Origin of the sequence: Pseudomonas cerasi, assembly GCF_900074915.1 — a bacterium.
Classification (GTDB): Bacteria; Pseudomonadota; Gammaproteobacteria; order Pseudomonadales; family Pseudomonadaceae; genus Aquipseudomonas; species Aquipseudomonas cerasi.
The window spans coordinates 771,067-794,185 of the sequence record NZ_LT222319.1 but is presented as its reverse complement, the minus strand read 5'-3'; the positions used below and the strand labels follow the sequence as shown (position 1 = coordinate 794,185).

The following is a 23,119-nucleotide window of genomic DNA, read 5'->3' as shown; positions in this document are numbered from 1 at the left end:
AGCTTGGCCCTATGGATGACTCAGACTACCTACGCCTGTTGACGATCCAGGCCGAACAAGCCAACGCCTTTCTTTCCAATGCGCGGAAGTGGGAGCGTGAGCGTTGGGTTTGTCAGCGCCTGTTGCAGGGGCTGAACATTGCGCATCGCAATGAGGACTTCACGCCTGCCAGTCAGGAGCCGCCGGATGTGCTGTTTCGTGACGGGCGCTTCGAGGTGTTTTTCGTGCTGGACGAGGGGCGGCGTCTCAATGACGAGTGGCGCGAGGAGCTGGCGCGACGACGAAGCGCGTTCTCGTTGAGCCAACTGGTACGTCGGGAGGCCAAGCCCAAGCGGATTCCGGCCTCTGAATTGCTGCACCGACTCGCCCCTACCCTGCGCAAGAAATCCACCAACTATCGCGAACGCGGCATTGATCTGGGCGGGCTGGATATCATTGCCTTCGCCAGCCTCAAGCGCGAGGTGCTGGACCTCAACAGTCACTTTCCACCACCGACCGAATACCTGCGTCAGGGCTGGCGCTCGTTGTCGCTGGTGGGGCCGACCTTCGCTCGGGTATTGTTCGCGCATCCCGGCGCTCCGGATTTTCTGCGTACCAATCTGGGGCGCAGTGTCGTTTTCGATGTTGGAATCAGTTTATGAGCCCCTTGCAGGAACTGCTGGCCGATGTGCCTCAACAAGGTCGCGTGCGCTGGATAGGCGTGCGTCCGCAATCGCGGGTCGAGATGATCGAGCTCGATGCCGTGGAAGCGCGTCGCGAAGCGGGTCTGACCGGCGATCACTCGCGGCCCGGCGCGCGCAATGCGCGGCAGGTGACGCTGATCCAGTGGGAGCATCTGGCGGTGGTTGGCTCGTTGCTGAACCGCGCGGCGGATAACCCCATCGTGCCGCAGGATTTGCGGCGCAATCTGGTGATCAGTGGCATCAACCTGTTCAGCCTGAAGAATCGACGCTTCCGGATCGGTCAGGCGATTTTCGAAACCACCGGCTGGTGTCAGCCATGTGCGCGACTTGAACAGCGCCTTGGTCACGGGACGTTCCAGGCGGTGCGTGGGCATGGCGGAATCACTGCGCGAGTGTTACAAAGCGGCATCATCCGCCTGGACGATGTGTTGCAAGTCGAGCCGCTGGAAATTACTGATCCCTGGCCCCCTGCCCGTCAGCACGCTTGAGACAACGCATAAATTGAGCAGCCACCTGAACCCGGAACCGCAAAGGTGTGTCGAAGAGTACCTTCAGGCACACCGGCATCCAGTCGAGCGCAGGCCGCTCCTGACCCGGACAGTGTGGTGATGAACCCTTTATTGAGCCTTCTGACGCTATGAGCTGCCTTGCGCTCGCGAAGAACGAGCTCCCCCCGAATTCCTTAAACCTTCCGAGTAATCCTTATGACGCATCGTATTGTTATCGTTGGCGGAGGCGCTGGCGGTCTGGAGCTGGCTACCAGTCTGGGCAAGACCCTGGGCAAGAAAGGCACGGCCAGTGTCACGCTGGTTGATGCCAACCTGACGCATATCTGGAAACCGCTGTTGCACGAAGTGGCTGCCGGTTCGCTCAACTCGTATGAGGACGAGTTGAACTACGTGGCTCAGGCCAAGTGGAACAACTTTCAGTTTCAGCTCGGGCGCATGACCGGTCTGGACCGCGCCAGCCGCCAGATTCATCTGGCCGAGACGCTGGATGAAAACGGCGCAGAACTGGTTCCGGCACGCAGCCTGGGTTACGACTCGCTGGTCATCGCCGTGGGTAGCACCACCAACGACTTCGGCACCAAGGGCGCGGCAGAACACTGCCTGTTTCTCGACAGCCGCAAGCAGGCCGAGCGCTTTCACCAGCAACTGCTCAACCACTACCTGCGCGCCCACGCCGGCCAAGCCGACAGCGCACAGGAAATCACCGTGGCCATCGTGGGTGCCGGTGCAACCGGTGTCGAGCTGGCGGCAGAACTGCACAACGCGGCGCATGAGCTGGCGGCTTACGGGCTGGGCCAGATCAAGCCGGAAAACCTGCGCATCACGGTGATCGAAGCCGGGCCACGGGTGTTGCCCGCGCTGCCTGAGCGCATCGGCGCGCCGGTGCACAAGACGCTGGAAAAACTCGGCGTGACGGTGCTGACCAATGCAGCAGTCAGTGAAGTGACGGCTGATGGTTTGATCACTGCTACCGGGCAGGTCATTCCGGCCAGCCTGAAGGTCTGGGCGGCAGGTATTCGTGCCCCGGCCTTCCTGCAGGAACTGGATGGTCTGGAAAGCAACCGGATCAATCAATTGCAAGTGCTGCCGACGCTGCAAACTACTCGTGACGAAAATATCTTCGCCTTCGGTGACTGCGCGGCCTGCCCGCAAAAAGGCACCGACCGCAACGTCCCGCCGCGTGCTCAGGCAGCTCACCAGCAGGCGTCGTTGCTGGTCAAATCGCTGCGCTTGCGGATCGAAGGCAAGACGTTGCCTGAGTACACCTACAAGGACTACGGCTCGCTGATCTCTCTGTCGAGCTTCTCGGCGGTCGGCAATCTGATGGGTAACCTGATGGGCAGCGTGATGCTTGAGGGCTGGCTGGCGCGCATGTTCTATGTATCGCTGTACCGCATGCACCAGATGGCGCTGTACGGCACCTTCCGTACCTTGATGCTGATGCTGGGCAGCAAGATCGGCAAAGGTACCGAGCCGCGGATGAAGCTGCACTAAGGCACGCCAGACGAGAGGCGTACGGGAGAACACCGCCGTGCCCGTGCTTCGCGTGGGCATGCCGTTGTGGACGCTCTGCGTTCGCTCTTGACTGTGCGGCGCAGCGTAGAACTTGCGACGCAGAGCGTCGTGAAATGCATTCCCACGCTGGAGCGTGCGGAACGATCACCGCAACTATCGTGCGGCGCTCCGCGTCGCATGCCATTCCGGACGCTCCGCGTCCTCTTGCGACGCAGAGCGTCGTAAAACGCATTCCCACGCTGGAGCGTGAGGAACGATCATCTCACTATCGTGCGGCGCTCTGCGTCGCATGCCGTTCTGGACGCTCTGCGTCCTCTCCTAAGTGAATCCGGCTGTTCTGCCAACGCGTTTGCTGCGCCGACTTGCGGTGCCCCGAATACCCGCTACCTTTAACGGATCGGGTTGTGCGCCAAGCAATCGGACGGAAGGCTCTCGTACTGGTATCAAGTTTGTCTGCGGCGCGCAGATAACCATTGAGTCGTGTACAACGCTGCACTGTTCAGGGATCGAACCCATGATGTCGAATCAATTCAGTAGCACTCCTGCACAACGTCATCCGCGTTTCATCTGGTTCTCACTCATTCCCGTCGTCCCCGCCATTGCCTGGATTCTCTCTCAGTTCGGCATGGGCACCGCCAATCTGGTGGTTTGCGCTGCATTGCTGGTGATCGGTTTCGGCGCTTGTGCCTGGTCTGCCCGCTCACAGCAGAACGAAGTGCGCCACGCAGTGGCTCAGGCGCTGGACCATCATCAGGTACATAGCGCTCAAAGCAGCGCCATGGCCTCCAGCGCCCAATTCAATGAAATCCTCCTTGGTGCCATGCCGATCTGGGCCAAGCAGGTCGAAAGCTCGCGCCAACAGACCGAAACCGCCATCGTCGAGCTGAGCACGCGTTTCATGGGCATTTCCGAGCGCCTGCAGGAAACCGTGCAGGCGTCTCAGCACGCTGCCGGTGAACTGGACGGTCAGAACGCCGATGGTGCGCTGAAAGTGTTGTCGCAGAGCGACAGCGAACTAAGCCGGGTAATCGACTCGCTCAAATCCACCCAGGCCAGCCGCGACCAGACGCTCTCCCAGGTGCGCAGCCTCACCGCCTACACCGGCGAATTGCGCACCATGGCCGCCGACGTTGCAGCGATTGCCGCACAGACCAACCTGCTGGCCCTCAACGCGGCCATCGAGGCGGCGCGTGCCGGTGAAGCGGGCCGTGGCTTTGCCGTGGTGGCCGACGCGGTGCGCAGCCTGTCGAGCAAGTCCAGCGAAACCGGTCAGCAGATGTCCGCCAAGGTCGACATCATCAACAACGCCATCACCCAGCTGGTGCAGGCTGCATCGAGCGGCGCCGATCAGGACAGCCATTCGGTGGCCGCTTCCGAACAAAGCATTCAGAACGTACTGGAGCGCTTCCAGAGCATCACCGGTCGCCTGGCCGAGTCCGCCGACCTGCTCAAGCAGGAGAGCTACGGGATTCGCGACGAAATGACCGAGGTTCTGGTGAACCTGCAGTTTCAGGACCGGGTCAGCCAGATTCTCGCCCACGTACGCGACAACATCGACTCGTTGCACGCGCACCTTCTGCAGGCTAGCCAATCCCCTGATGAGGCGGTCGCCATCGACGCCCGGCAATGGCTGGCGCGCATGGAGTCCACCTACGCGACCGACGAGCAGCGTCGCACTCACCGAGGTGAATCGGCAGCACAGCAGGATTCGCAGGAAATCACGTTTTTCTAGGAGTAAATCATGGCTAAGAGTGTATTGGTGGTCGACGATTCAAGCAGCGTCCGGCAAGTCGTCGGTATCGCTCTGAAGAGTGCCGGATACGACGTTATCGAAGCCTGTGACGGGAAGGATGCACTGGGCAAGCTCACCGGGCAGAAGGTGCACCTGATCATCAGCGACGTGAACATGCCGAACATGGACGGCATCACTTTCGTCAAGGAAGTGAAGAAGCTGGCCAGCTACAAGTTCACGCCCATCATCATGCTGACCACCGAATCCCAGGAATCGAAAAAGGCCGAAGGTCAGGCCGCAGGCGCCAAGGCGTGGGTCGTCAAACCGTTTCAACCGGCACAAATGCTCGCAGCGGTTTCCAAGCTGATCCTGCCCTGAGAACCAGGCCCCTGGAGGCCAGCATGCCCACGCCAGACGAGAGCACCAACGACACTGCACGCGTGCAGATAGACGGTGAGTTGACGATCTACACCGTGACCGAACTGGCCGCCAGATTACTGCCACAGATCGGCGCTGCTGCACGCCTGGAGGTTGACCTTTCACAGGTCACCGAGATGGACGGCGCCGGTCTGCAACTGCTGGCAGTGATTCAGCGCGAAGCCGGCAAGACCGGGACTTCGCTGCATTTGACCGGGCAAAGCAAGGCGGTCAGCGAAACCTTCGAGTTATGTAATCCGGGTGTGGTGCTGTAGCGCGTCCATTTGCAGTACGGCCCAGTGATCGATCAAGGAAGTCATCGTGAGTATTAATCTCGATCAGGCACAGCAGACGTTCATCGTTGAAGCGCGTGAGCTTTTGCAGGCGATGGAGGAATCCCTCCTGCAACTCGAAAGCGAGCCCGGCGACCAGGACGCGATCGGCGCGGTTTTCCGCGCAGCGCACACCATCAAAGGCTCGGCCGGACTGTTCGGGCTGACGCCTATCGTCAGTTTTACTCACATCGTCGAAGACGTGCTGGATCGTCTGCGTGAAGGCAGCGTTTCGGTAAGCGCCGAGCTGATCGCCGTGCTGCTCAAATCCGGCGATCACATGCTTGAGTTGATCGACGTGGTTGCCAGCCGTGGCGAGCAGTTGCAGCCGCCTGCTCTGGAGCGTGAGGTGGCGTTGCGTCAGGCATTGCAGGTCTTCCAGGCACCGGCCAGCGCCGGGGCCGCTGACAGCACTAGTGCGCCGGTCGTCAGCGATGATGAACAGTCAGCTGAAGTGCTCTGGCATATCTCGCTGCGCTTTGGCGTGGATGTGTTTCGCAACGGCATGGACCCGCTGTCGTTCCTGCGCTACCTCAATACCCTGGGGCAGATGGTCCAGGTCACGACGGTAACCGACAGTATTCCAGCAGTTGAGGCGTGGGACCCGGAATCCTGCCACTTGGGTTTCGAGATCGATTTCCGCTCTGCTGCCGGGCACGCCGCGATCAACGAAGTCTTCGATTTCGTGCGTGAAGACTGCTCCGTGGAAATCACCCCGGTGAACGAGACGCCAGACCACCTCGAGCCTACCGGCACCGAACTGGTCTCGCAGCCCGAGCACAGCCCTCTGGTGGCCAGCGGCGAACTGCTGGGCGATCAGCGCGCAGTGCCTCGTACGCCCGCAACGGCAACGGCAACGGCAACCGCTGTAGAGCGCCCTTCTTCGGCCAGCGAGCAGAAAAACAAGGATGGCCGCTATGTGCGGGTCAACGCCGACAAGCTCGACGAGCTGATCAATCTGGTCGGCGAGCTGGTCATTGCCAGCGCTGGTGCCAGCCTGCTGGCCAAGTCGTGCGACAACGACCCGCTTCAGGAAGCCAGTTCCACCGTATCGGGGCTGGTCGAGCAGATTCTGGATGGCGCGCTGCACCTGCGCATGATCCCCATCGGCGATACCTTCAATCGCTTCCGCCGTGTGGTGCGCGATGTCAGCCAGGAACTGGGCAAGGACATTGACCTGATCATCAATGGTGCGGAGACCGAACTGGACAAGACCGTCGTCGAAAAGATCGGCGACCCGCTCATGCACCTGCTGCGCAATTCCATGGACCACGGCATCGAGAGCGCCGAAGCACGTCGCGCAGCAGGCAAACCGGCCAAAGGTCATTTGAGCCTCAACGCGTACCACGACTCGGGCAGCATCGTCATTGAAATCGCCGACGACGGGGCCGGACTCAACCGCGAGCGCATCCTCGACAAGGCCCAGCAACGCGGACTGGTGGCGGCCGGCGCAAGCCTCACCGATCAGGAAATCTACAACCTGATTTTCGAGCCAGGTTTTTCCACTGCCGAGGCCGTCACCAACCTTTCGGGGCGCGGTGTCGGCATGGACGTGGTCAAGCGCAACATCACCTTGCTGCGCGGCACGGTGGATCTGGACAGTCAGCCCGGTCAGGGCACCATCGTGCGCATCCGCCTGCCGCTGACGCTGGCGATCATCAACGGTTTTCTGGTCGGTATCGATCAGTCGACGTACGTGATCCCGCTGGACATGGTGCAGGAATGCATCGAGCTGGACGAACACAACCGGCAGTTGACCCGCGACAGCGGCTACCTGGACCTGCGTGGCGAAGTGCTGCCGCTGGTCTACCTGCGTGACCACTTCAAGCATGAAGGCCCGGCCGCCAGGCGCCAGAACGTGGTGGTGGTGCGTTACGCCGAGCACAAGGCCGGTCTGGTGGTCGATGACCTGCTTGGCGAGTTCCAAACCGTTATCAAACCTCTGGGCAAGCTGTTCGGCGCGCTGCGCGGCATCAGCGGCTCGACGATTCTGGGCAGCGGCGCGGTGGCGTTGATTCTCGACATACCCGCCCTGCTCAACCAGATCGTACAAATGGAGGCCCGCTCGACCCAGGCGCCTCAATCCCTGTTGCCCACTTCTCGCTGACGGATTCGCAATTCCCAAGGAGTTACTTCAATGAAATGGTTCTACGATCTGAAGATTTCCACCAAGCTGATTACCTCGTTTCTGGTGGTTCTGGCGTTGACCGCGGCCATGGGAGTCTTTGCCATCATCCAGCTCGGCCAGGTCAACCAGGCCGCTCAGGACATCAAGGAAAACTGGATGCCGTCCATGCGCGCGGCTTCGGGCATGCGCTTCTTCGCCGCCAACTATCGCCTGAAGGAAAACCGCCACATTGCAGCCGACACCGCCCAGGAAAAGGCGCAGATGGAGCTTGAAGCAGCGGACTCTCGCAAACAGTTCGAAACCCGCCTGGCCACCTATGACAAGCTGGTGGTCAGTGACGAAGATCGCCAACTGTTCAATGGCGTTACCTCGACATGGGCTGCGTACCTCAAGAGCAGCAACGAGTTGTTCGACATGTCCCGTCAGGGCCTCGAAGCCCAGGCACGAGCACTGCTGAAGGGCGAGTCCAAAACGCATTTCGACGAAGTGACCAGTCAGTTGCAAAAAATGGTCGAGCTCAACGACGCCGGGGCGACTGCTGCTGGTGACAAAGGCACCACGCTGTACGAAAACGCACGCATCTCGATCGTCGTCGTGCTGGTTGCAGCCTTGTTGATCGGTCTCGGCCTGGCGCTGTTCATCGCCCGGATCATCTCCCGCCCGCTGAAAGAGGCTGCAACGGCCGCCGAGCAGCTGGCAGAGGGCAACCTCAACGCCCACATCGGCCACGGTTCCAAGGACGAGACCGGCATGGTGCTCAACGCCATGCGCAACATGGTCGGCAAGCTGTCGCACATCATCGGCGAAGTGCGTAATGCCGCCGACAACCTGGCCAGTGCCTCGGAAGAAGTCAGCGCCACCGCTCAGTCGATGAGTCAGGCCACCAGCGAGCAGGCCGCCAGCGTCGAAGAGACCAGCGCGTCGGTCGAGCAGATGAGCGCCAGCATCAACCAGAACACCGAGAACGCCAAAGTCACCGATGGCATGGCCAGCAAGGCCGCCAAGGAAGCCACCGATGGCGGCGAATCGGTGCAGCAGACCGTTGTGGCGATGAAGAAAATCGCCCAGCGCATCAGCATCATCGACGACATCGCTTACCAGACCAACCTGCTCGCCCTCAACGCTGCCATCGAAGCCGCGCGTGCCGGCGAACATGGCAAGGGGTTTGCGGTTGTGGCCGCCGAGGTGCGCAAGCTGGCCGAACGCAGCCAGGTGGCCGCGCAGGAAATCGGCGAGTTGTCGTCGAGCAGCGTGGACATGGCCGAGAAGGCCGGCAAGTTGCTGGACGAGATGGTGCCCTCGATCAACAAGACCTCCGACCTTGTGCAGGAAATCAGTGCTGCGTCGGAAGAGCAGGCAGCCGGTGTGGCGCAGATCAACACTGCCATGACCCAGCTCAACCAGGTCACCCAGCAAAACGCATCGAGCAGCGAAGAACTGGCGGCCACAGCTGAAGAAATGAGCAGCCAGGCCGAACAACTGCAACAGGCCATGAGTTTCTTCACCCTCGACGCATCGCCACGGGCCGTCGCGCAGAACGCTACTTTCGACAGCCGCAACAGCCCGAACCGTCAGCCTCCGCGCCCTCCACAGCAGGCTCCGCGCAAGGCATTTGCGCAAAGCATGGCGGGCGCCCCGGACGAATCGGAATTTACCCGTTTCTGATTGCCGGCTTCGATAGAGACTCCAAGGGAGAACGACATGGGCTCATTGGTCACGACTCGGCAGACCGCAGCGACGGTCGAAGAAGAGGCGCAGTACCTGACTTTCATGCTCGGTGGCGAGATGTTCGCCATCGGCATTCTGGGCATCAAGGAAATCATCGAGTACGGCAGCCTGACGGTGGTGCCGATGATGCCCGCCTTCGTACGCGGGGTGATCAATCTGCGCGGCGCGGTGGTGCCGGTGGTCGATCTGTCGGCGCGCTTCGGGCGGCAGAACTCGGATATCACTCGGCGTTCGTGCGTGATCATCATCGAGGCCAACAGCGAGGACGGCCAGCCGCAGGACATCGGTCTGCTGGTCGACAATGTCTCGGCGGTGCTGGAGATTCCGGCGTCGCAGATCGAGCCGCCGCCGAACTTCGGTGCGCGAATTCGCGCCGACTTCATCAGCGGCATGGCCAAGGTCGACGGCAAGTTCGTGATCGTTCTTGAGGTCGACCGCGTGTTGTCCATCGATGAAATGTCCAGCCTTGCCGAGGCAAGCCAGTCGCTGCCGCCCGACGTCGATGCGACGTGAGGTCTGCACATGCCTGATACAGCGTCGCTCACCGATCGCGAATTCGGCCAGTTCCAGAACTGGCTGTACAACGCTGCGGGCATCAAACTGACGCTGGCCAAGAAAGCGCTGGTCGCCGGCCGCCTGTTCAAGCGTCTCAAGCATTACGAGCTGGACAACTATGGCGAGTATTTCAAGCTGATCATGAACGATCAGCGCAACGGCGAGCTGCAAGTGGCGCTGGACCTGCTGACCACCAACGAAACGTATTTCTTCCGCGAACCCAAGCACTTCGATTTTCTGCGTCAGCAGGTGCTGCCCAAGGTCACGCACGGCAAAATGTTCCGCATCTGGAGCGCTGCCAGTTCGTCTGGCGAAGAGCCCTACAGCCTGGCCATGACCCTGGCCGAACAACTGGGCACCACGCCTTGGGAAGTGGTCGGTTCGGACATCAGCACCCGCGTGCTGAGCAAGGCGCGCAGCGGTCACTACCCCATGGAACGCACCGAGACGTTACCGCAACCTTTGCTGTTCAAATACTGTCTGAAAGGCATAGGTCGCCAGGAAGGGACCTTCCTGATCGACAAGTCGTTGCGCAGCCGGGTCAGTTTCGTGCAGGTCAATCTCAATGACACCCTGCCGGATCTTGGCGAGTTCGACGTAATCTTCCTGCGCAACGTGATGATTTATTTCGATCAGGAAACCAAAAGCAAAGTGGTGGCGCGGTTGATCCCGCGTCTCAAGCCAGGAGGCTATTTCATCATCAGCCACTCAGAAAGCCTGAACGGTGTAAATGACATGTTGAAAATGGTCTCCCCTTCGATTTACCGCAAACCATGAACACGCCTGTCGGTGTAGCCGAAATAGTGCTGGGGCCTGGCGAAGTGGTCTTTCAGACCCGGCCGACTCGCCTGCGCACGTTGCTGGGTTCATGCGTGGCGATTACCTTCTGGCACCCGTGGCGGCGTATTGGCGGCATGTGCCACTTCATGTTGCCCGGGCGCATACGCAGGCATCAGCCACTGGACGGCAGGTACGCTGACGAAGCGATGGAAATACTCATTCGCCATGCACTGGCCAATGGCACCCTGCCGGAGGAATATCAGGTCAAACTGTTTGGCGGCGGCGAAATGTTTCCAGCTCATCGCCATGACTCGCACATGCAGAACGTCGCTGACAGCAACGTTCATGCGGCGCTTGCGCTGGCCGAACAGCACCGCTTGAAGCTGATGGCTCAGGATCTGGGCAGCACCGGCCATCGCAGCATCATCTTCGACCTGTGGGACGGAAACGTATGGGTCAGGCACCAACCAATGGAAGCAATGGAAAAAGATGCCAAACAAAAAAATCAGCGTACTGCTGGTCGATGATTCGGCCGTGGTACGCCAGGTGCTGGTGGCCATTCTCAACGACACCCCCGATATTCACGTGATGGGTGCGGCGTCAGACCCGATATTCGCCATGAGCAAGCTCGCTCAGGAATGGCCGGACGTCATTGTGCTGGACGTGGAAATGCCGCGCATGGACGGCATCACCTTTCTCAAGAAGATCATGAGCGAGCGGCCGACACCGGTGGTGATCTGCTCGTCGCTGACCCAGAAAGGCGCGGAAACCTCATTGCAGGCGCTGTCTGCCGGGGCGGTGGAAATCATCACCAAGCCCACCACCGGCCTGAAGAACTTCCTCATCGATTCGGCTGCCGAGCTGGTTGCAGCAGTACGCGCAGCAGCCAACTCCAACGTCAGGAACCTCGGCAAGCGCACCGCCGCCCCGGTGCTGACCCCGGCCAGCAAACTGACCGCCGATGCCATTTTGCCGGCTGCCAGCGGCCATGCCATGGCGCAGACCACTGAACGCATCGTCGCCATCGGCACCTCGACAGGCGGTACACAGGCACTTGAAGCGGTTCTGACGGCCCTGCCCCGCGTCTGTCCCGGCATGGTCATCGTCCAGCACATGCCGGAAAAATTCACCGCATCTTTCGCCGAACGCCTGAACAGCCTGAGTCAGATCGAGGTGCGCGAGGCCAGAAACAACGACCGCATCCTGCCCGGCCTCGCGTTGATCGCCCCCGGCGGCAAACACATGATGGTCACGCGCAGCGGCGCCTACTACCACGTCCAGGTCATCGACGGCCCGCTGGTCAACCGCCATCGTCCTTCGGTGGACGTGCTGTTTCGCTCGGTGGCCAAATTCGCCGGCAAGAACGCCACCGGCATCATCATGACAGGCATGGGCGACGACGGCGCACGCGGGCTCAAGGAAATGCTTGATGCCGGCAGCGCGACAGTGGCTCAGGACGAAGCCAGCTGCGTGGTATTCGGCATGCCCAAGGAAGCGATCAAACTGAACGCGGCGCAGCGGATCATCCCGTTGCAGGAGATTCATCAGGTGATCCTGCACCGGTGAACCCGAAGCTGTCGCCGTGCAGCCAGCGTTTCTTTCGACACCCACGTTTCACGACAGAAACCCCGGGCGCACGGCAGCGCTCAGAAAAACAGCCTTATCGGGCCCACGATGGTGTCAGCAAAGCCTGATGGCCAGCGCTGGACCTGGATGACCCTGAAGCCCCGTCAGAGAATGAGACCAACTGGAAAAAAGGCTCTGCCTCCAGGTTCCTGTGCTGATTGGAAGTCCCTGATCTGTTGCTTTTATGCTCATTGCGGTAAGACGCATAGCTCCAGTGCCCAGGGGAGACATCGGAGTCCGGGCGATGGCTGCTCTGCCTCACACCGGCGGCGCTCAACTCCTGTTCGATACTGCTGATCATCCCCCTCATTTTGCCCATGTACTCTGGGCTGTAGGTGTTATCTGCACGGTCAGGCTTGGCGTAGATTGTGAATCTGAGCGCCCAGCGCCACACGCTGCTTTGCCGCCGGCATCTCTGCTTGCAGGCACTTCATGTCAGTCACTTTCCACGAGTCCACCGGGCTGTCGCTCGCCTGCAGTATTTTGCCTATCGCATTGAATGCGTTCGGTACATCCTCAGGCGCCACGCTGAGGTGGATCTTGTCTCCGGCAAACTCCCCCTTGCAGTTCGGCTCCAGGCGATCCATATGGATGAAGACTTCAGACCCCGTCATCTTGAAATGATTGGCGGCAGTCCAGCCACCGTGATTTTCACCCAGCGCGCTTTGCGCGACGTCATAAGTGGGGGCACGGTGATTAACGGCAAAACGTGTCTGTGTGTTGGCACGCACTTCGCTCTGATTCAAACGGCGCAATTCTGCACCTGCATCCTTCTTCACAGTCGGCTGGGCAATTGCCGTATTGAGTTTTAAATTGAAGGCGGGTCTGTTGATAGGCATAGCTTTTATACCTGCTACTTATCGGTCATGAAAAAAGGGGGTTACGCAGATAGCGGCAGCCTCTGCGCAACCTCTCCAACTCGCCGCTCTGCACTGGTCGTTGGCGACCTCGCAGATAGCTGCCCGCTGAGTGGTCAACAGGCACATCAGGTTCCATGAAACAGGATCAGGAAAACTGATCGCCTTTCGAGAAACCGACATCGTGTTTGATCTTGCCGTTCTCGAACTGGTCCATCCATGGCAGCACATCGGCACCGGCCGCTTTCAGGGCGCCCATGTTGTCTTTCACGGCCTGGTTGGCGCCGTCGCGCTGTCCGAAGTTACCGCCTCCGGTCCAGTTGGCGTTACCGACATCACCGATTTGCGGCTTGAAGCCCGCGCTCGTAAGCGCCTTGATCTCCGATGACAGACGCGAGGAGGCATCGGCACCGCTGGCATACTCATGGATGCTGCCGATCAGGCCAGGGTTGTTGCTGCCGTTGGCGGCTTTCAACTGATCAGCGTATTTGACCAGTCCGCTTTCCCCGCCGGCTGTCAGACCACCACCCCAATTGCTGTCCTCCACCACGATGTCGCCTTTGTAACCTGCGTCGCGGGCGGATTTGATCAGCGTGCTCTGCATATCGGCCCAACCTTGAGTGGCACTCTTGCCGCCCTCATTGAACGTATCGAGTACAAAACTCGGATGGTTTCCAAGGGCAGATACCACGTTTTTGACATCGTCGGCGGCTTGTCGGAGCTTGTCGCCGGACAAGACGTTGCCACCACCGCCATTGGCGTTGTCACGAAACGTAAACTGAATCCTGACCCCTTGTTTGTCGCCGGCATCGACCATCGCCTTGAGCTTGGCCATTTGCGCCGGGTCATTGATCTGGTCATGGGTCATCTGGATGCGAAGTGTTTCCCCTCCGGCATTTTTCACGTCTTCGACCATTTTTTGCGCTGCCTCAGGAGACGCAATTCGGTCAGGAACCGTATTCGCGCCGCCATGAGAACCCAAGCCAGTGTTATTGAACGGTTGGGTTTGATTTGACTGCTCAGACAGTCCTGAGTCTGGCGTCGAACTGGCAGCGCCGCCGGTAGAAGCAGAAGCTCGACCTGGCCCGGACGAAGCGGGGGACGGGTTCTCGGAAGGGTTATTTGCAGAAGAGTTACTTGCGGAAGAATCACCGAGCAAGCGTTTCAGCAGCGCCTGAATCAGCGTCGTCAACGCCTCGATCAAGTCACTTTGATCGCCCCCTCCTGCTCGTCCATTCCCGGTGGTGGCGGTTGTCGGCGCGCCATTCCCCCAACTCACCGTGTTCGGCGCGCGCTGGATACTTTCCGGAGGAAGAAAGTGCACGGCATTGCTCGACGATTTACCTGAATAGTCCGGACTCGGAGCCTGGTTGCCCGATGAAACAGGGGACCACCCCGGGCTGTTGTTGCTTACAGAGGTATTCATACTCATTTCATTACTCCTTTTTGTGGAGGTAACGCGTTTGGGTGAACGGGTTTTTGTGCAGGGCTTCAGAAATCCTCTTTATCGTCTGTCAGCGCTCAAGCAGATGGAGATTCATTAAAAGGGGCCCTTTAGATAAGCCCGCTCTGCGTCTCGCAAGATGGCAATATCCACGGCGTTGGGTAGCAGTCTTTTGGCCTCGGTAATGTTTGCCAGCTTGACGCTTTGAGATTCAAAGCCCATATCGGACGGTGTTCCATCGATCCGTTTGGCAAGGTAATAACGAGTTCGGGATGTTGTTCGATCGTAGTCACCGATGAAGCCGTGGAACTTCACCAGAAGCCCCGTCTCTTCGTAGACTTCCTTGAGTGCATTGGTCCTCAAGTTCAAACCGGCTTCCTGCTTTCCCTTGGGAAAAGCGTGCGTTGCGCCGAACGGGTGATTGGTCGGCTCGGTGATCCACACCCTGCCGTCGGGCTCAAAAATGATCGCTCCACTGGCGGGAGCAAGGTGCTGGGAACGCTTAAATTCCGGCTCTGTGAAGTTGACCGCCCGGGTTGTAAATCGGCGCCAGCCATCCATTGTGTTGGGGGGCGTAAATGATCTGAACGGCAGGTTGTTCATGCTGCCACGGACAGCGCTGTGGGGTACAAAAACGGCTGTGGCGTATCGATCACGCCACGTATCCAAAGCGCTGGGAGACGTGGGATTTTTAACAGTGACAACATTGCCGCGCTCGTTCTTTTGGCGATGAATATAAGGAAGCGTCTGCTTCATATCGACCAGCCACTTCTTCCGACTGATCAGTCTTTTACCGAGCTCAATGCGTTCGCTGTGATTGCCAGGACCGTGCTCTGCGCAAAGTGCGGCAATACGCGCATCCGGTATTTTTTCTATCGCTGCAATACCCTCGCGGATGTCATTACGCTCGATGTTCCGAAAGACGCGACTGGACGAATTGTCTTCACGAGACAGCATCGTGACCAGTTCCATTGGCGTGGTACCGAACTGATTACCCTTGTGCTCCCCTTGGGCGCGGAAGACCAGCGCGCCGCCAAGGTCGATGCGCACAGGTTTGTTACGGTGATTGAAGATGACATTGTCCCCCGTCAGACCGATGACATCCCAGTTCGCCAGCCAGGCATCCACAGCAAAGCCGCACTTCAACTGGCTATTTTTTGCCAGCGTATCGAGGTCTTTGGGGTTCCCTACTATCAGTTTTGAAATCAGTGCGGGCTTGCCTTTGCGGGACGCCAGCTCTATGTCAGGAACATCGATTCCTGCGGCACGGTACAGCCTGGAGGCAAGCACCTCGTTTCGAAGCCTATTGGCAGACGGGTTGGTTTTCACATACCACTTAACGCCATTGGGCGCTTGAAACAATCCACCTGGATTAGAGCCCTTGGCGCCAGAGAGTTGTTTCCATTTGTCAGTCTCGACGAGAGCGAATTCACCTCCCCTCTTGGACCGTCCTAAAACCGTCATGTCGACGACAATGAACTCACCGCTCCGGCGAGCCTGCGTAATTTCGTACCGGTTGGTGATATCCAGAATGACTTCATGTTCACTCTTGCTGGCCACCGATAACGGCAACCGGCTCTCACTGAGTGTCACCCCCTTCGCACCACTGTGGTTGAGCGCGGGAACGGCAGGCATCGCTTTCAGTACAAAAAGAACCGGTGTTTCTTTTTTCCTGTTCGCGTTCACCAGCGCAAAGCCTTGCGAAACGGCTGACACTGTCGAGGCACTGGCCACCCCGGTCGCGGTGTAAACGCCTTTAACCACGCGCAGGCCGTGAATAAGACCATGGGCTATTTCACGACTGCGGTAACCCTTGGAGGTATTCAGTAACAGCGACGCAGTCTCATCATGCAGAGATATCCCCCGATAAAGCACTTTAGGGTGATCCGACTCGGCCAACTCAATGGAGTAGCGCGGTATGGCGGCCCTCAGGTCGGCAAATTCTTCTTCGGTTGTTTCAGAGGCCGTGTACTTCTGCAGCAGTCGCATGAACTCTTTGCCGTCTATCGAATCCAGTACGCTGTCCTGCCGCCCCGCCAAACGACACTCTTCGACAGTATTGAATTGCTCCACTGGAACTCCCTTGCCTCGCCCTCGCGAAACAAAGTTGGGCACTTTATTACTGGCAGGCCCCAGTGCTGAGGTACTTTGAGCGTTTGAAAACCCAAGGTGACTGAAATTGTGTTTTACGGGATTTATCATTAAGCCCTCCTGAACGTTCGTCTTGCGGCACGCGATGAACATTCGTCCCTGGAGTTACAGGCATCAGGACTGTTATCAGACTCGAACGCCATCAGCCGATACTCAAAAGGCAAATAGCCACTTTTCGGGTTGATCCACTCATGGATAACGCCTGCTGATAATGAACAGCGCCCCGAAAGCAGCCAGTTGCTATCACCGAGAAAATATTGAAAATAAGCAGAACTTATAATTGGCTGAACGGCATTCATCGCAAACACTCATCGCCCGCATTTACTGGAAAATTGAGTAAATGAGTGTCGCAGTGTGCTGTGCGGTTCCATTAAGCAAACAAGAGGGACTTCTTCAATGGAGAACCATCACTGTAAGTGATCGACATTCGTGGCGATTGTCTTAAAGCCAATGCAATGAATACCTAAGCTACTTGCGTGATCGTAGTGTGTGAAGTGATCAGACATAAGTCATGCGACAACATATACATAATGCGCCATATTCAGTGACGCACTAAAAGCTCCAGACCGCACACATTTGCCCGAGCAGAGCGTGTCGCCAACGTGCAAAAGGTTAACGAGATCTGGCCGACCAACGCCCCACATGGATTTTTTCGACGTCACCCGCAGAGAAAATCGTCGGGCTGTTCGGGCACGCATGAGAAGATACCGGCACCTCACGTCAATGCTTCGTTTTTCAGGTATAAAATCCGACCGCCATGACCAGACCCGTAACACTTCAGGATGTCGCCAACCATGCCGGCCTTTCCAAGGCTGCGGTGTCGCGCTACCTGAATCGAAGTATCAGCCTGCCGCCGGAGACCGCGAAACGTATCGACACGGCGATCAAGGCGCTGGACTACCGGGGCAACAGTCTGGCCCGACGCCTGAGCAAAGGCGGCAGTGAGACCATCGGTCTGGTGCTGCCGGACATCGCCAACCCGTTTTTTGCCGAGCTGGCAGACGCGGCCGAGGAAGAGGCGTCCGCCAACGGGTATAACCTAGTGCTGTGTGTCACCCGCAACCTGCTTGAACGTGAAAGCACCTTTGTGCGCTGGCTGGATTCACGTAACGTCGATGGTTTGCTACTGGTCAGCAACCGTCCGGACGACGGCACGCTGGCCAGTCAGTTGGCGAGCTACCGCAATATCATTCTGCTCGACGAAGACGTTCCCGGCACCTCGCAGCCCAAAGTGTTCGCCGACAACCATCAGGGTGGTCGCCTGGCGACTGACTATCTGATCCGCCATGGCCATCGACGCATCGCTCATGTGTCCGGGCCGTCGGCCTTGATGAGTGCCCGCGAGCGCTATGCCGGCTACCGGGAGGCGCTGGCGCTGGCGGGCATCGCAGAGGTGCCGGAATACCTGTGCTTCGGGGATTACAGCCGTGAGTTCGGGCGTATCGCAACCGCTCAGCTGCTCACCCTGCCCCACCCTCCGGAGGCGATTTTCGCCGCCAGTGACTTCATCGCTCTGGGCGTACTCGATGTCCTGCGTGAGCGCAATATCAGCGTGCCCGGTGCCATGTCGCTGGTGGGTTTCGATGACGCCGTGTACGCCAGCCTGCTAACCCCGCCGCTGTGTACCATCCGCCAGTCCTCCAGGGAGCTTGGCCGTCTCGGCGTGGCGCAATTGCTGCAGCGCATGGCGGGCGGCGACTGTACACAGGACGTCGTGCGCGTACCCGTAGAGTTGATCTGCCGGGGCACGGTAGCAACGCGCAGTGACTGATTGCGGGGCAACCAGTAACACCCGGCCTTAAATCGGTGCACTGCCATCGGCATCCTGAAAAGCTGATGATTGCGGAAAACTGTGGCGCATCAAGGACGTACGGTGACTGGCCGGGATCGTGAAAAAAATGGCACACAATCTGCTTTCTCCAGTTCTCAAACCTGAAGACAAAGCTCATTTGTCTTTTTTTTGAAACCGCTGGTAAACCGGTTTACCGATCTGATTTGCCGCACCGGCAAACAGACTAGGAGGATGGCAATGCTGCGTTTTAGCAAGCGTTTCACCCTGACCCTCGGCGCTGTTCTGGCCTTGGCGTTGTCACCCATCATTCAGGCCCAGACCGGCAAACGTCTGGCTCTGGTGCAGGTCAACCAGCAGGCGCTGTATTTCACCCAGATTACCCAGGGCGCACAGGCTGCGGCGAAAGCTGCCGGAGCAGAGCTGGTGGTGTTCAACGCCAACGACAATCCGTCAGCCCAGAACGACGCCATCGAGGCCTATATTCAGGACAAGGTCGACGCCATTCTGGTCTGCGCCATCGACGTCAACGGTATCAAGCCTGCGGTCACCGCAGCTGCGCAGGCGGGAATTCCGGTGGTGGCAATCGACGCTGTGATTAATGGCGACAATGCCGTACAGGTCGGCGTGGATAACCGCGAGGCAGCCCGACAGATCGGCCAGTACACCGGCGAATACATCAACCGCGAACTGGCGGGCAAGGCAAGCATCGGCGTGGTGGGAGCCCTCGGCTCTTATGTACAGAATCTGCGTCTGGACGGTTTCCGCGAGGGCCTGGCAAAGACCGCCAGCCAGGCGAAGATCGTCAACACCGTCGACGGTAACAATGTGCAGGACACCGCCCAGGCGGCGGCGGAAAACCTGCTGACCGCCAACCCTGATCTGCAGATCATTTATGCCACTGGCGAACCTGCCCTGATTGGCTCGGTTGCCGCGAGCATGTCGCAAGGTGCGGGCGAGCGGGTCAGGATTTTCGGGTGGGACCTGTCCTCTCAGGCAGTGCAGGGTCTGGATGACGGCTCTGTCGCGGTGGTGGTGCAACAGAACACGCAGGCCATGGGCAAGACGGCGGTGGAGTCGGCACTGGCACTGTTGTCCGGAAAAACCGTGGCTCGCGAACAGAGTATTCCCGTCACGCTGGTGACCAAAGCCAACCTGGCAGCCTATCGCGCCGAATTCAAATAAGGGGCTCAGCATGCAGACGCCTGGCGAAGTGCCTCGGGTACAGATGAGTGCCATCACTAAACACTATGGCTCGATAGCCTCGTTACGCGGTGTCGACCTGCTGTTGCAGCCCGGTGAAGTGCTGGGGCTGGTGGGCGACAACGGCGCAGGCAAATCCACGCTGACCAAGATTCTGTCAGGTGCGGAGTTACCCACCAGCGGACGAATCGCCATCGATGGCGAGGAAGTCAGTTTCAGCGGTCCGGCAGATGCACAGCGCTGCCATATCCAGATGGTGTATCAGGACCTGTCGCTGTGTGACACCGTCGATGTGGCCGGAAACCTCTTCATGGGCCGCGAACCGATGCGCCACGTGCTCGGCGTGCCGTTGCTCGATGAGACGCGCATGCACCGCGAAGCACGGCAGATTCTTGAAGCATTGGGCATCACCATTCCGGATACCCGCGCGCAGGTACGACACCTTTCCGGTGGCCAGCGCCAGGCCGTTGCGATTGCCCGCGCGGCAGCCTTCGGGCCTAAGGTTCTGATCATGGACGAGCCCACCGCTGCCCTCGCGGTAGCCGAAGTCGAAGCGGTGCTGGAGTTGATTCGTACCATCAGCCGCCAAGGCGTCAGCGTGATTCTGATCACCCACAGGTTGCAGGACCTGTTTCTGGTCTGTGACCGCCTCATGGTGATGTATGACGGCGCCAATCTGGCCGAGCGAAGGATCGCCGACACCGACCTCAACGAGGTCGTCGAACTCATCGTCGGGCACAAATTCACTGCCCGCTCCGCTAGCGCCTGAAAGGATATGACGCCATGAAAACGCTCGATCTCACGCGCCAACGCATTCTGCCGCAGTCGCTGTTCAAGCGCCTGCTGCACGACTTTCCCGGCGTGGTCAGCATCGGCCTGTTTTTCGCCCTGTGCTTTGTGCTGTTCGCGCTGGTGACCGATAACTTTTTAAGCGGTGCCAACCTGCTCAACGTTATCCGGCAAAACGCGCCGTTACTGATTGTCGCGGTGGCGATGACGCTGGTGGTCACCACCGGCGGCATCGACCTGTCCGTTGGCTCGACCCTGGCGCTGGTCGGTGCGCTGGCAGCCATGGCACTCAATGCCTGGCATTTGCCCTGGCCGCTGGTTCTGCTAGGCGGGCTTGCCGTCGGCGCGATGATCGGGGCGCTGAACGGCTACTTCATCGCCTACGCGGGCATCCCGGCCTTTATCGTCACCCTGGCCACCCTGACCATTATTCGTGGCCTGGCGATGCTGCTGACGCAAGGCTATTCGATCCCCGTTCCACACGAGGAAGCAGCGTTTCTGGCCTTGGGTCGCGGCTGGTTTCTCGGCGTGCCGCTGACCGCCTGGCTGGCCTTGCTGGTCACACTGGGCGGGGTGTTGGTGCTCGGCAAAATGCGCTTTGGCCGCTACCTCACGGGTATCGGTGCCAACGCTGAAAGCGTGCGCCGTGCCGGGGTGAATCATCGCGGGGTGCTGCTGCGGGTCTACATGCTCAGTGGCATGGCGGCCGCCCTGGCCGGCATGATCGTCACGGCCAGGCTGGGCAGTGGCTCCTCGAATCAGGGCGAAGGTTTCGAACTGGAAGTGATTGCCGCCGTGGTCCTCGGCAGCACCAGCCTGTTCGGTGGCTTCGGCACGATTGTCGGCACACTGTTGGGGGTACTGACCATGGCAGCGATCAAGAACGGGCTGATTCTGGCCCACGTCTCACCGTTCTACACGCAAATCGCCACGGGCCTGATCGTACTGCTGGCGATCTGGCTGAACACACGCATTCTACGTACCGGCCGCCCACTCGGGAGGGCTGGAGCATGAGCCTGTTTCGTCATCCTTCACCCCTTCCACTCGGCGTCGACAGCGGCCATGCCATGACGGTGCTGGGGCCAATGCCGGTCGAGCGCCTTGGCGTCACCCTGATGCACGAACACATTCTGCTCGACGCATCGGGCAAATGGGTCGCACCCAGTTGCTGCGGCGAACGGCACCTGGCCGAGCGCCCGGTGAGCATCGAACTGCTCGGCGAGCTGCACATGAACCCGCTGGTCAGCCGCGACAATTGTCAGTTGTTCGATGTCGACCTCGCGTGCGAAGAACTGCTGAAGTACCGGGCGCTGGGCGGGGAAACGGTGGTCGATCCGACCAACCTGGGCATCGGCCGCGACCCGCAGGCCTTGCAGCGGATTTCCCGTCTCACCGGCCTGAATATCATCATGGGTGCCGGTTTCTATCTGGAACCCTCGCACCCGCATTACGTGCACGAACGCTCGGTTGAACAACTGGCGGAGCAGATCATTCATGACGTGGGCGGCGGTGAAGAGAAGCCCGAGGTGATTGCCGGCCTGATCGGCGAGATTGGTGTTTCTGCCGCGTTCACGGCTGACGAAGAAAAATCACTGCGCGCCGCAGCCCGTGCAAGTGCTGCGACCGGCGTGCCGCTCTCGGTGCACCTGCCTGGCTGGGAGCGCCTCGGCCATCGGGTACTGGACATCGTTGAGGCTGAAGGCGCCGACCTGCGCCATACGGTGCTGTGCCACATGAACCCGAGCCACAGCGACCCTGCGTATCAGCATGCGCTGGCGGCACGCGGCGCGTTTCTGGAATACGACATGATCGGCATGGGTTACTACTTCGCCGACGAGCACGCGCAGTCGCCCAGCGATGAAGAAAACGCGCGGGCCATCGTCGCTCTGATCGAGCACGGCTTCGGCTCGCAGGTGCTGTTGTCTCAGGACGTCTTTCTGAAAACCATGCTGACTCGCTATGGCGGCCATGGTTATGGCTACCTGCTGAAACACTTTGTCCCGCGCCTGCGCCGTCATGGCGTTACCGGTGAACAACTCGAAAACCTTTTGATCGACAACCCGCGCCGGGTCTTCCAGCGCGGCTTCCAGGCTCCTTTTTCATCGCAGAGGAATGCAACGTCATGAAACAGTCCGTATTGCTGGCTGGCGAATCATGGGTCAGCACGTCAACCCACATCAAGGGCTTCGATCAGTTCGACAGCGTCACCGCGCACAATGGCGCACGGCGTTTGCTTGCGGCGATGGCAGACAGCGACTATCAGATCACGCAGATGTGCGCCGATCAGGCACAGACTGACTTTCCGGCCACGGTTGAAGCACTCAGTCAGTATCAGGCGGTGATCCTCTCCGACATCGGAGCCAATACCCTGCTGCTGCACCCGGACACCTGGCTGCGTGGCAAGCGTACGCCCAACCGCCTCAAAGCCCTTCGCGAATACGTCTTGCAGGGCGGTGCATTGATGATGGTCGGCGGCTACTTCAGCTTTCAAGGCATCAACGGCGGCGCGCGCTACCGCGGAACGCCTGTCGAGGAAGTCTTGCCTGTGCGCTGCCTGCCTTACGACGATCGTGTCGAAGTGCCGGAAGGCTTTCTGCCGCAGATCAACAGCGATCACCCGATACTGCAAGGCCTGGGCGGCGAATGGCCGTACCTGCTTGGCTACAACGAAGTTGAGTTGCATCCCGAAGCTCAATTGCTGGCCACCGTCGAAGGCTCTCGGCACCCGCTGCTTGCCGCGCGCGAAGTCGGTGCCGGACGCTCTCTGGCCTGGACCAGCGACCTTTCCGAACACTGGCTGCCGGAAGCTTTTCTCGACTGGGAAGGCTATCGCCGCTTCTGGATCAACAGCCTCGACTGGCTGACCCGCCGTACCTGACCG

General features: G+C 59.4%; 21 protein-coding genes and 1 pseudogene. 19 read left to right on the top strand and 3 right to left on the bottom strand.

Annotation, left to right across the window (positions count from 1 at the left end):
• The first annotated feature begins 11 nt into the window (after window positions 1-11).
• The 13 genes from PCPL58_RS06075 to PCPL58_RS06020 all read left to right on the top strand — a co-directional run bounded on the left by PCPL58_RS06075 (window position 12) and on the right by PCPL58_RS06020 (window position 11,945).
• Window positions 12-641: a DUF1780 domain-containing protein gene (locus tag PCPL58_RS06075; RefSeq protein WP_003345130.1), complete on the top strand. Its 630-nt coding sequence runs from the start codon at window positions 12-14 to the stop codon at window positions 639-641.
• Window positions 638-1,171: an MOSC domain-containing protein gene (locus tag PCPL58_RS06070; protein WP_065349034.1), complete on the top strand. Its 534-nt coding sequence runs from the start codon at window positions 638-640 to the stop codon at window positions 1,169-1,171. The genes PCPL58_RS06075 and PCPL58_RS06070 overlap by 4 nt, the downstream gene beginning before the upstream one ends.
• On the top strand, window positions 1,056-1,292 hold the full coding sequence (locus tag PCPL58_RS32020) for a DUF3094 family protein (RefSeq protein ID WP_331716566.1): 237 nt from the start codon (window positions 1,056-1,058) through the stop codon (window positions 1,290-1,292). The genes PCPL58_RS06070 and PCPL58_RS32020 overlap by 116 nt, the downstream gene beginning before the upstream one ends.
• A 95-nt stretch (window positions 1,293-1,387) precedes the next feature.
• Window positions 1,388-2,686: an NAD(P)/FAD-dependent oxidoreductase gene (locus tag PCPL58_RS06065; protein ID WP_003430739.1), complete on the top strand. Its 1,299-nt coding sequence runs from the start codon at window positions 1,388-1,390 to the stop codon at window positions 2,684-2,686.
• A gap of 535 nt (window positions 2,687-3,221) precedes the next feature.
• Complete coding sequence (locus PCPL58_RS06060) at window positions 3,222-4,439, top strand: methyl-accepting chemotaxis protein (RefSeq protein WP_083188328.1); 1,218 nt, start codon at window positions 3,222-3,224, stop codon at window positions 4,437-4,439.
• Between the two features lie 9 nt (window positions 4,440-4,448).
• The gene (locus PCPL58_RS06055; protein ID WP_002553206.1) at window positions 4,449-4,817 is read left to right on the top strand and encodes a response regulator; all 369 of its coding nucleotides are present in this window, start codon (window positions 4,449-4,451) and stop codon (window positions 4,815-4,817) included.
• A 23-nt stretch (window positions 4,818-4,840) separates the two neighbouring features.
• Entirely contained in the window at window positions 4,841-5,131 is a 291-nt protein-coding gene (locus PCPL58_RS06050) for an STAS domain-containing protein (RefSeq protein ID WP_003371244.1), read from the top strand.
• 46 nt (window positions 5,132-5,177) lie between these two features.
• The gene (locus tag PCPL58_RS06045; protein ID WP_065349033.1) at window positions 5,178-7,295 is read left to right on the top strand and encodes a chemotaxis protein CheA; all 2,118 of its coding nucleotides are present in this window, start codon (window positions 5,178-5,180) and stop codon (window positions 7,293-7,295) included.
• A gap of 30 nt (window positions 7,296-7,325) precedes the next feature.
• On the top strand, window positions 7,326-8,981 hold the full coding sequence (locus PCPL58_RS06040) for a methyl-accepting chemotaxis protein (RefSeq protein ID WP_054082221.1): 1,656 nt from the start codon (window positions 7,326-7,328) through the stop codon (window positions 8,979-8,981).
• A gap of 36 nt (window positions 8,982-9,017) precedes the next feature.
• Entirely contained in the window at window positions 9,018-9,557 is a 540-nt protein-coding gene (locus PCPL58_RS06035; protein ID WP_005745466.1) for a chemotaxis protein CheW, read from the top strand.
• Between the two features lie 9 nt (window positions 9,558-9,566).
• Window positions 9,567-10,376 (top strand): CheR family methyltransferase, encoded by an 810-nt coding sequence (locus tag PCPL58_RS06030; protein WP_003371237.1) that lies wholly within the window; start codon window positions 9,567-9,569, stop codon window positions 10,374-10,376.
• The gene (gene cheD, locus PCPL58_RS06025) at window positions 10,373-10,906 is read left to right on the top strand and encodes a chemoreceptor glutamine deamidase CheD (RefSeq protein ID WP_065349032.1); all 534 of its coding nucleotides are present in this window, start codon (window positions 10,373-10,375) and stop codon (window positions 10,904-10,906) included. The genes PCPL58_RS06030 and cheD overlap by 4 nt, the downstream gene beginning before the upstream one ends.
• Complete coding sequence (locus PCPL58_RS06020; protein ID WP_003430751.1) at window positions 10,869-11,945, top strand: protein-glutamate methylesterase/protein-glutamine glutaminase; 1,077 nt, start codon at window positions 10,869-10,871, stop codon at window positions 11,943-11,945. The genes cheD and PCPL58_RS06020 overlap by 38 nt, the downstream gene beginning before the upstream one ends.
• A gap of 235 nt (window positions 11,946-12,180) precedes the next feature.
• Here the strand turns inward: PCPL58_RS06020 and PCPL58_RS06015 are convergent.
• The 3 genes and pseudogenes from PCPL58_RS06015 to PCPL58_RS06005 form a co-directional block, all read right to left on the bottom strand.
• Window positions 12,181-12,844, bottom strand: a pseudogene (locus PCPL58_RS06015) (type III secretion system effector phosphothreonine lyase); the annotation flags it as partial.
• A gap of 166 nt (window positions 12,845-13,010) precedes the next feature.
• Window positions 13,011-14,288, bottom strand: a complete 1,278-nt coding sequence (locus PCPL58_RS32410) for a cellulase family glycosylhydrolase (RefSeq protein WP_414860610.1) — start codon at window positions 14,286-14,288, stop codon at window positions 13,011-13,013.
• 114 nt (window positions 14,289-14,402) lie between these two features.
• On the bottom strand, window positions 14,403-16,508 hold the full coding sequence (locus tag PCPL58_RS06005) for an NUDIX hydrolase (RefSeq protein WP_162273807.1): 2,106 nt from the start codon (window positions 16,506-16,508) through the stop codon (window positions 14,403-14,405).
• Window positions 16,509-17,214: 706 nt separating this feature from the next.
• Between PCPL58_RS06005 and PCPL58_RS06000 the strand changes: the two genes are divergently transcribed.
• From PCPL58_RS06000 to PCPL58_RS05975, 6 genes are all read left to right on the top strand, one after another.
• A complete protein-coding gene (locus PCPL58_RS06000) occupies window positions 17,215-18,228 on the top strand; it encodes a LacI family DNA-binding transcriptional regulator (RefSeq protein WP_003430758.1) in 1,014 nt (337 codons plus the stop codon).
• Between the two features lie 258 nt (window positions 18,229-18,486).
• Window positions 18,487-19,431 carry a substrate-binding domain-containing protein gene (locus PCPL58_RS05995; protein ID WP_003371225.1) on the top strand — a complete coding sequence of 315 codons (945 nt, stop codon included), beginning with the start codon at window positions 18,487-18,489 and terminating at the stop codon, window positions 19,429-19,431.
• Between the two features lie 10 nt (window positions 19,432-19,441).
• The gene (locus PCPL58_RS05990; protein WP_065349030.1) at window positions 19,442-20,218 is read left to right on the top strand and encodes an ATP-binding cassette domain-containing protein; all 777 of its coding nucleotides are present in this window, start codon (window positions 19,442-19,444) and stop codon (window positions 20,216-20,218) included.
• Between the two features lie 14 nt (window positions 20,219-20,232).
• Window positions 20,233-21,252 carry an ABC transporter permease gene (locus PCPL58_RS05985; protein ID WP_065349029.1) on the top strand — a complete coding sequence of 340 codons (1,020 nt, stop codon included), beginning with the start codon at window positions 20,233-20,235 and terminating at the stop codon, window positions 21,250-21,252.
• Complete coding sequence (locus PCPL58_RS05980) at window positions 21,249-22,364, top strand: phosphotriesterase family protein (RefSeq protein ID WP_044310429.1); 1,116 nt, start codon at window positions 21,249-21,251, stop codon at window positions 22,362-22,364. Before PCPL58_RS05985 ends, PCPL58_RS05980 begins: the two co-directional genes overlap by 4 nt.
• Window positions 22,361-23,116: a glutamine amidotransferase gene (locus tag PCPL58_RS05975; RefSeq protein ID WP_003430764.1), complete on the top strand. Its 756-nt coding sequence runs from the start codon at window positions 22,361-22,363 to the stop codon at window positions 23,114-23,116. The genes PCPL58_RS05980 and PCPL58_RS05975 overlap by 4 nt, the downstream gene beginning before the upstream one ends.
• The last annotated feature ends 3 nt before the right edge of the window (window positions 23,117-23,119 follow it).

Bases quoted from the DNA above. Each gene is read 5' to 3' on its own strand.
- PCPL58_RS06075 (WP_003345130.1), top strand. From the start codon at position 12: ATGGATGACTCAGACTACCTACGCCTGTTGACGATCCAGGCCGAACAA.
- PCPL58_RS06070 (WP_065349034.1), top strand. From the start codon at position 638: ATGAGCCCCTTGCAGGAACTGCTGGCCGATGTGCCTCAACAAGGTCGC.
- PCPL58_RS32020 (WP_331716566.1), top strand. From the start codon at position 1,056: ATGGCGGAATCACTGCGCGAGTGTTACAAAGCGGCATCATCCGCCTGG.
- PCPL58_RS06065 (WP_003430739.1), top strand. From the start codon at position 1,388: ATGACGCATCGTATTGTTATCGTTGGCGGAGGCGCTGGCGGTCTGGAG.
- PCPL58_RS06060 (WP_083188328.1), top strand. From the start codon at position 3,222: ATGATGTCGAATCAATTCAGTAGCACTCCTGCACAACGTCATCCGCGT.
- PCPL58_RS06055 (WP_002553206.1), top strand. From the start codon at position 4,449: ATGGCTAAGAGTGTATTGGTGGTCGACGATTCAAGCAGCGTCCGGCAA.
- PCPL58_RS06050 (WP_003371244.1), top strand. From the start codon at position 4,841: ATGCCCACGCCAGACGAGAGCACCAACGACACTGCACGCGTGCAGATA.
- PCPL58_RS06040 (WP_054082221.1), top strand. From the start codon at position 7,326: ATGAAATGGTTCTACGATCTGAAGATTTCCACCAAGCTGATTACCTCG.
- PCPL58_RS06035 (WP_005745466.1), top strand. From the start codon at position 9,018: ATGGGCTCATTGGTCACGACTCGGCAGACCGCAGCGACGGTCGAAGAA.
- PCPL58_RS06030 (WP_003371237.1), top strand. From the start codon at position 9,567: ATGCCTGATACAGCGTCGCTCACCGATCGCGAATTCGGCCAGTTCCAG.
- cheD (WP_065349032.1), top strand. From the start codon at position 10,373: ATGAACACGCCTGTCGGTGTAGCCGAAATAGTGCTGGGGCCTGGCGAA.
- PCPL58_RS06020 (WP_003430751.1), top strand. From the start codon at position 10,869: ATGCCAAACAAAAAAATCAGCGTACTGCTGGTCGATGATTCGGCCGTG.
- PCPL58_RS32410 (WP_414860610.1), bottom strand. From the start codon at position 14,288: ATGAATACCTCTGTAAGCAACAACAGCCCGGGGTGGTCCCCTGTTTCA.
- PCPL58_RS06005 (WP_162273807.1), bottom strand. From the start codon at position 16,508: ATGATAAATCCCGTAAAACACAATTTCAGTCACCTTGGGTTTTCAAAC.
- PCPL58_RS06000 (WP_003430758.1), top strand. From the start codon at position 17,215: ATGACCAGACCCGTAACACTTCAGGATGTCGCCAACCATGCCGGCCTT.
- PCPL58_RS05995 (WP_003371225.1), top strand. From the start codon at position 18,487: ATGCTGCGTTTTAGCAAGCGTTTCACCCTGACCCTCGGCGCTGTTCTG.
- PCPL58_RS05990 (WP_065349030.1), top strand. From the start codon at position 19,442: ATGCAGACGCCTGGCGAAGTGCCTCGGGTACAGATGAGTGCCATCACT.
- PCPL58_RS05985 (WP_065349029.1), top strand. From the start codon at position 20,233: ATGAAAACGCTCGATCTCACGCGCCAACGCATTCTGCCGCAGTCGCTG.
- PCPL58_RS05980 (WP_044310429.1), top strand. From the start codon at position 21,249: ATGAGCCTGTTTCGTCATCCTTCACCCCTTCCACTCGGCGTCGACAGC.
- PCPL58_RS05975 (WP_003430764.1), top strand. From the start codon at position 22,361: ATGAAACAGTCCGTATTGCTGGCTGGCGAATCATGGGTCAGCACGTCA.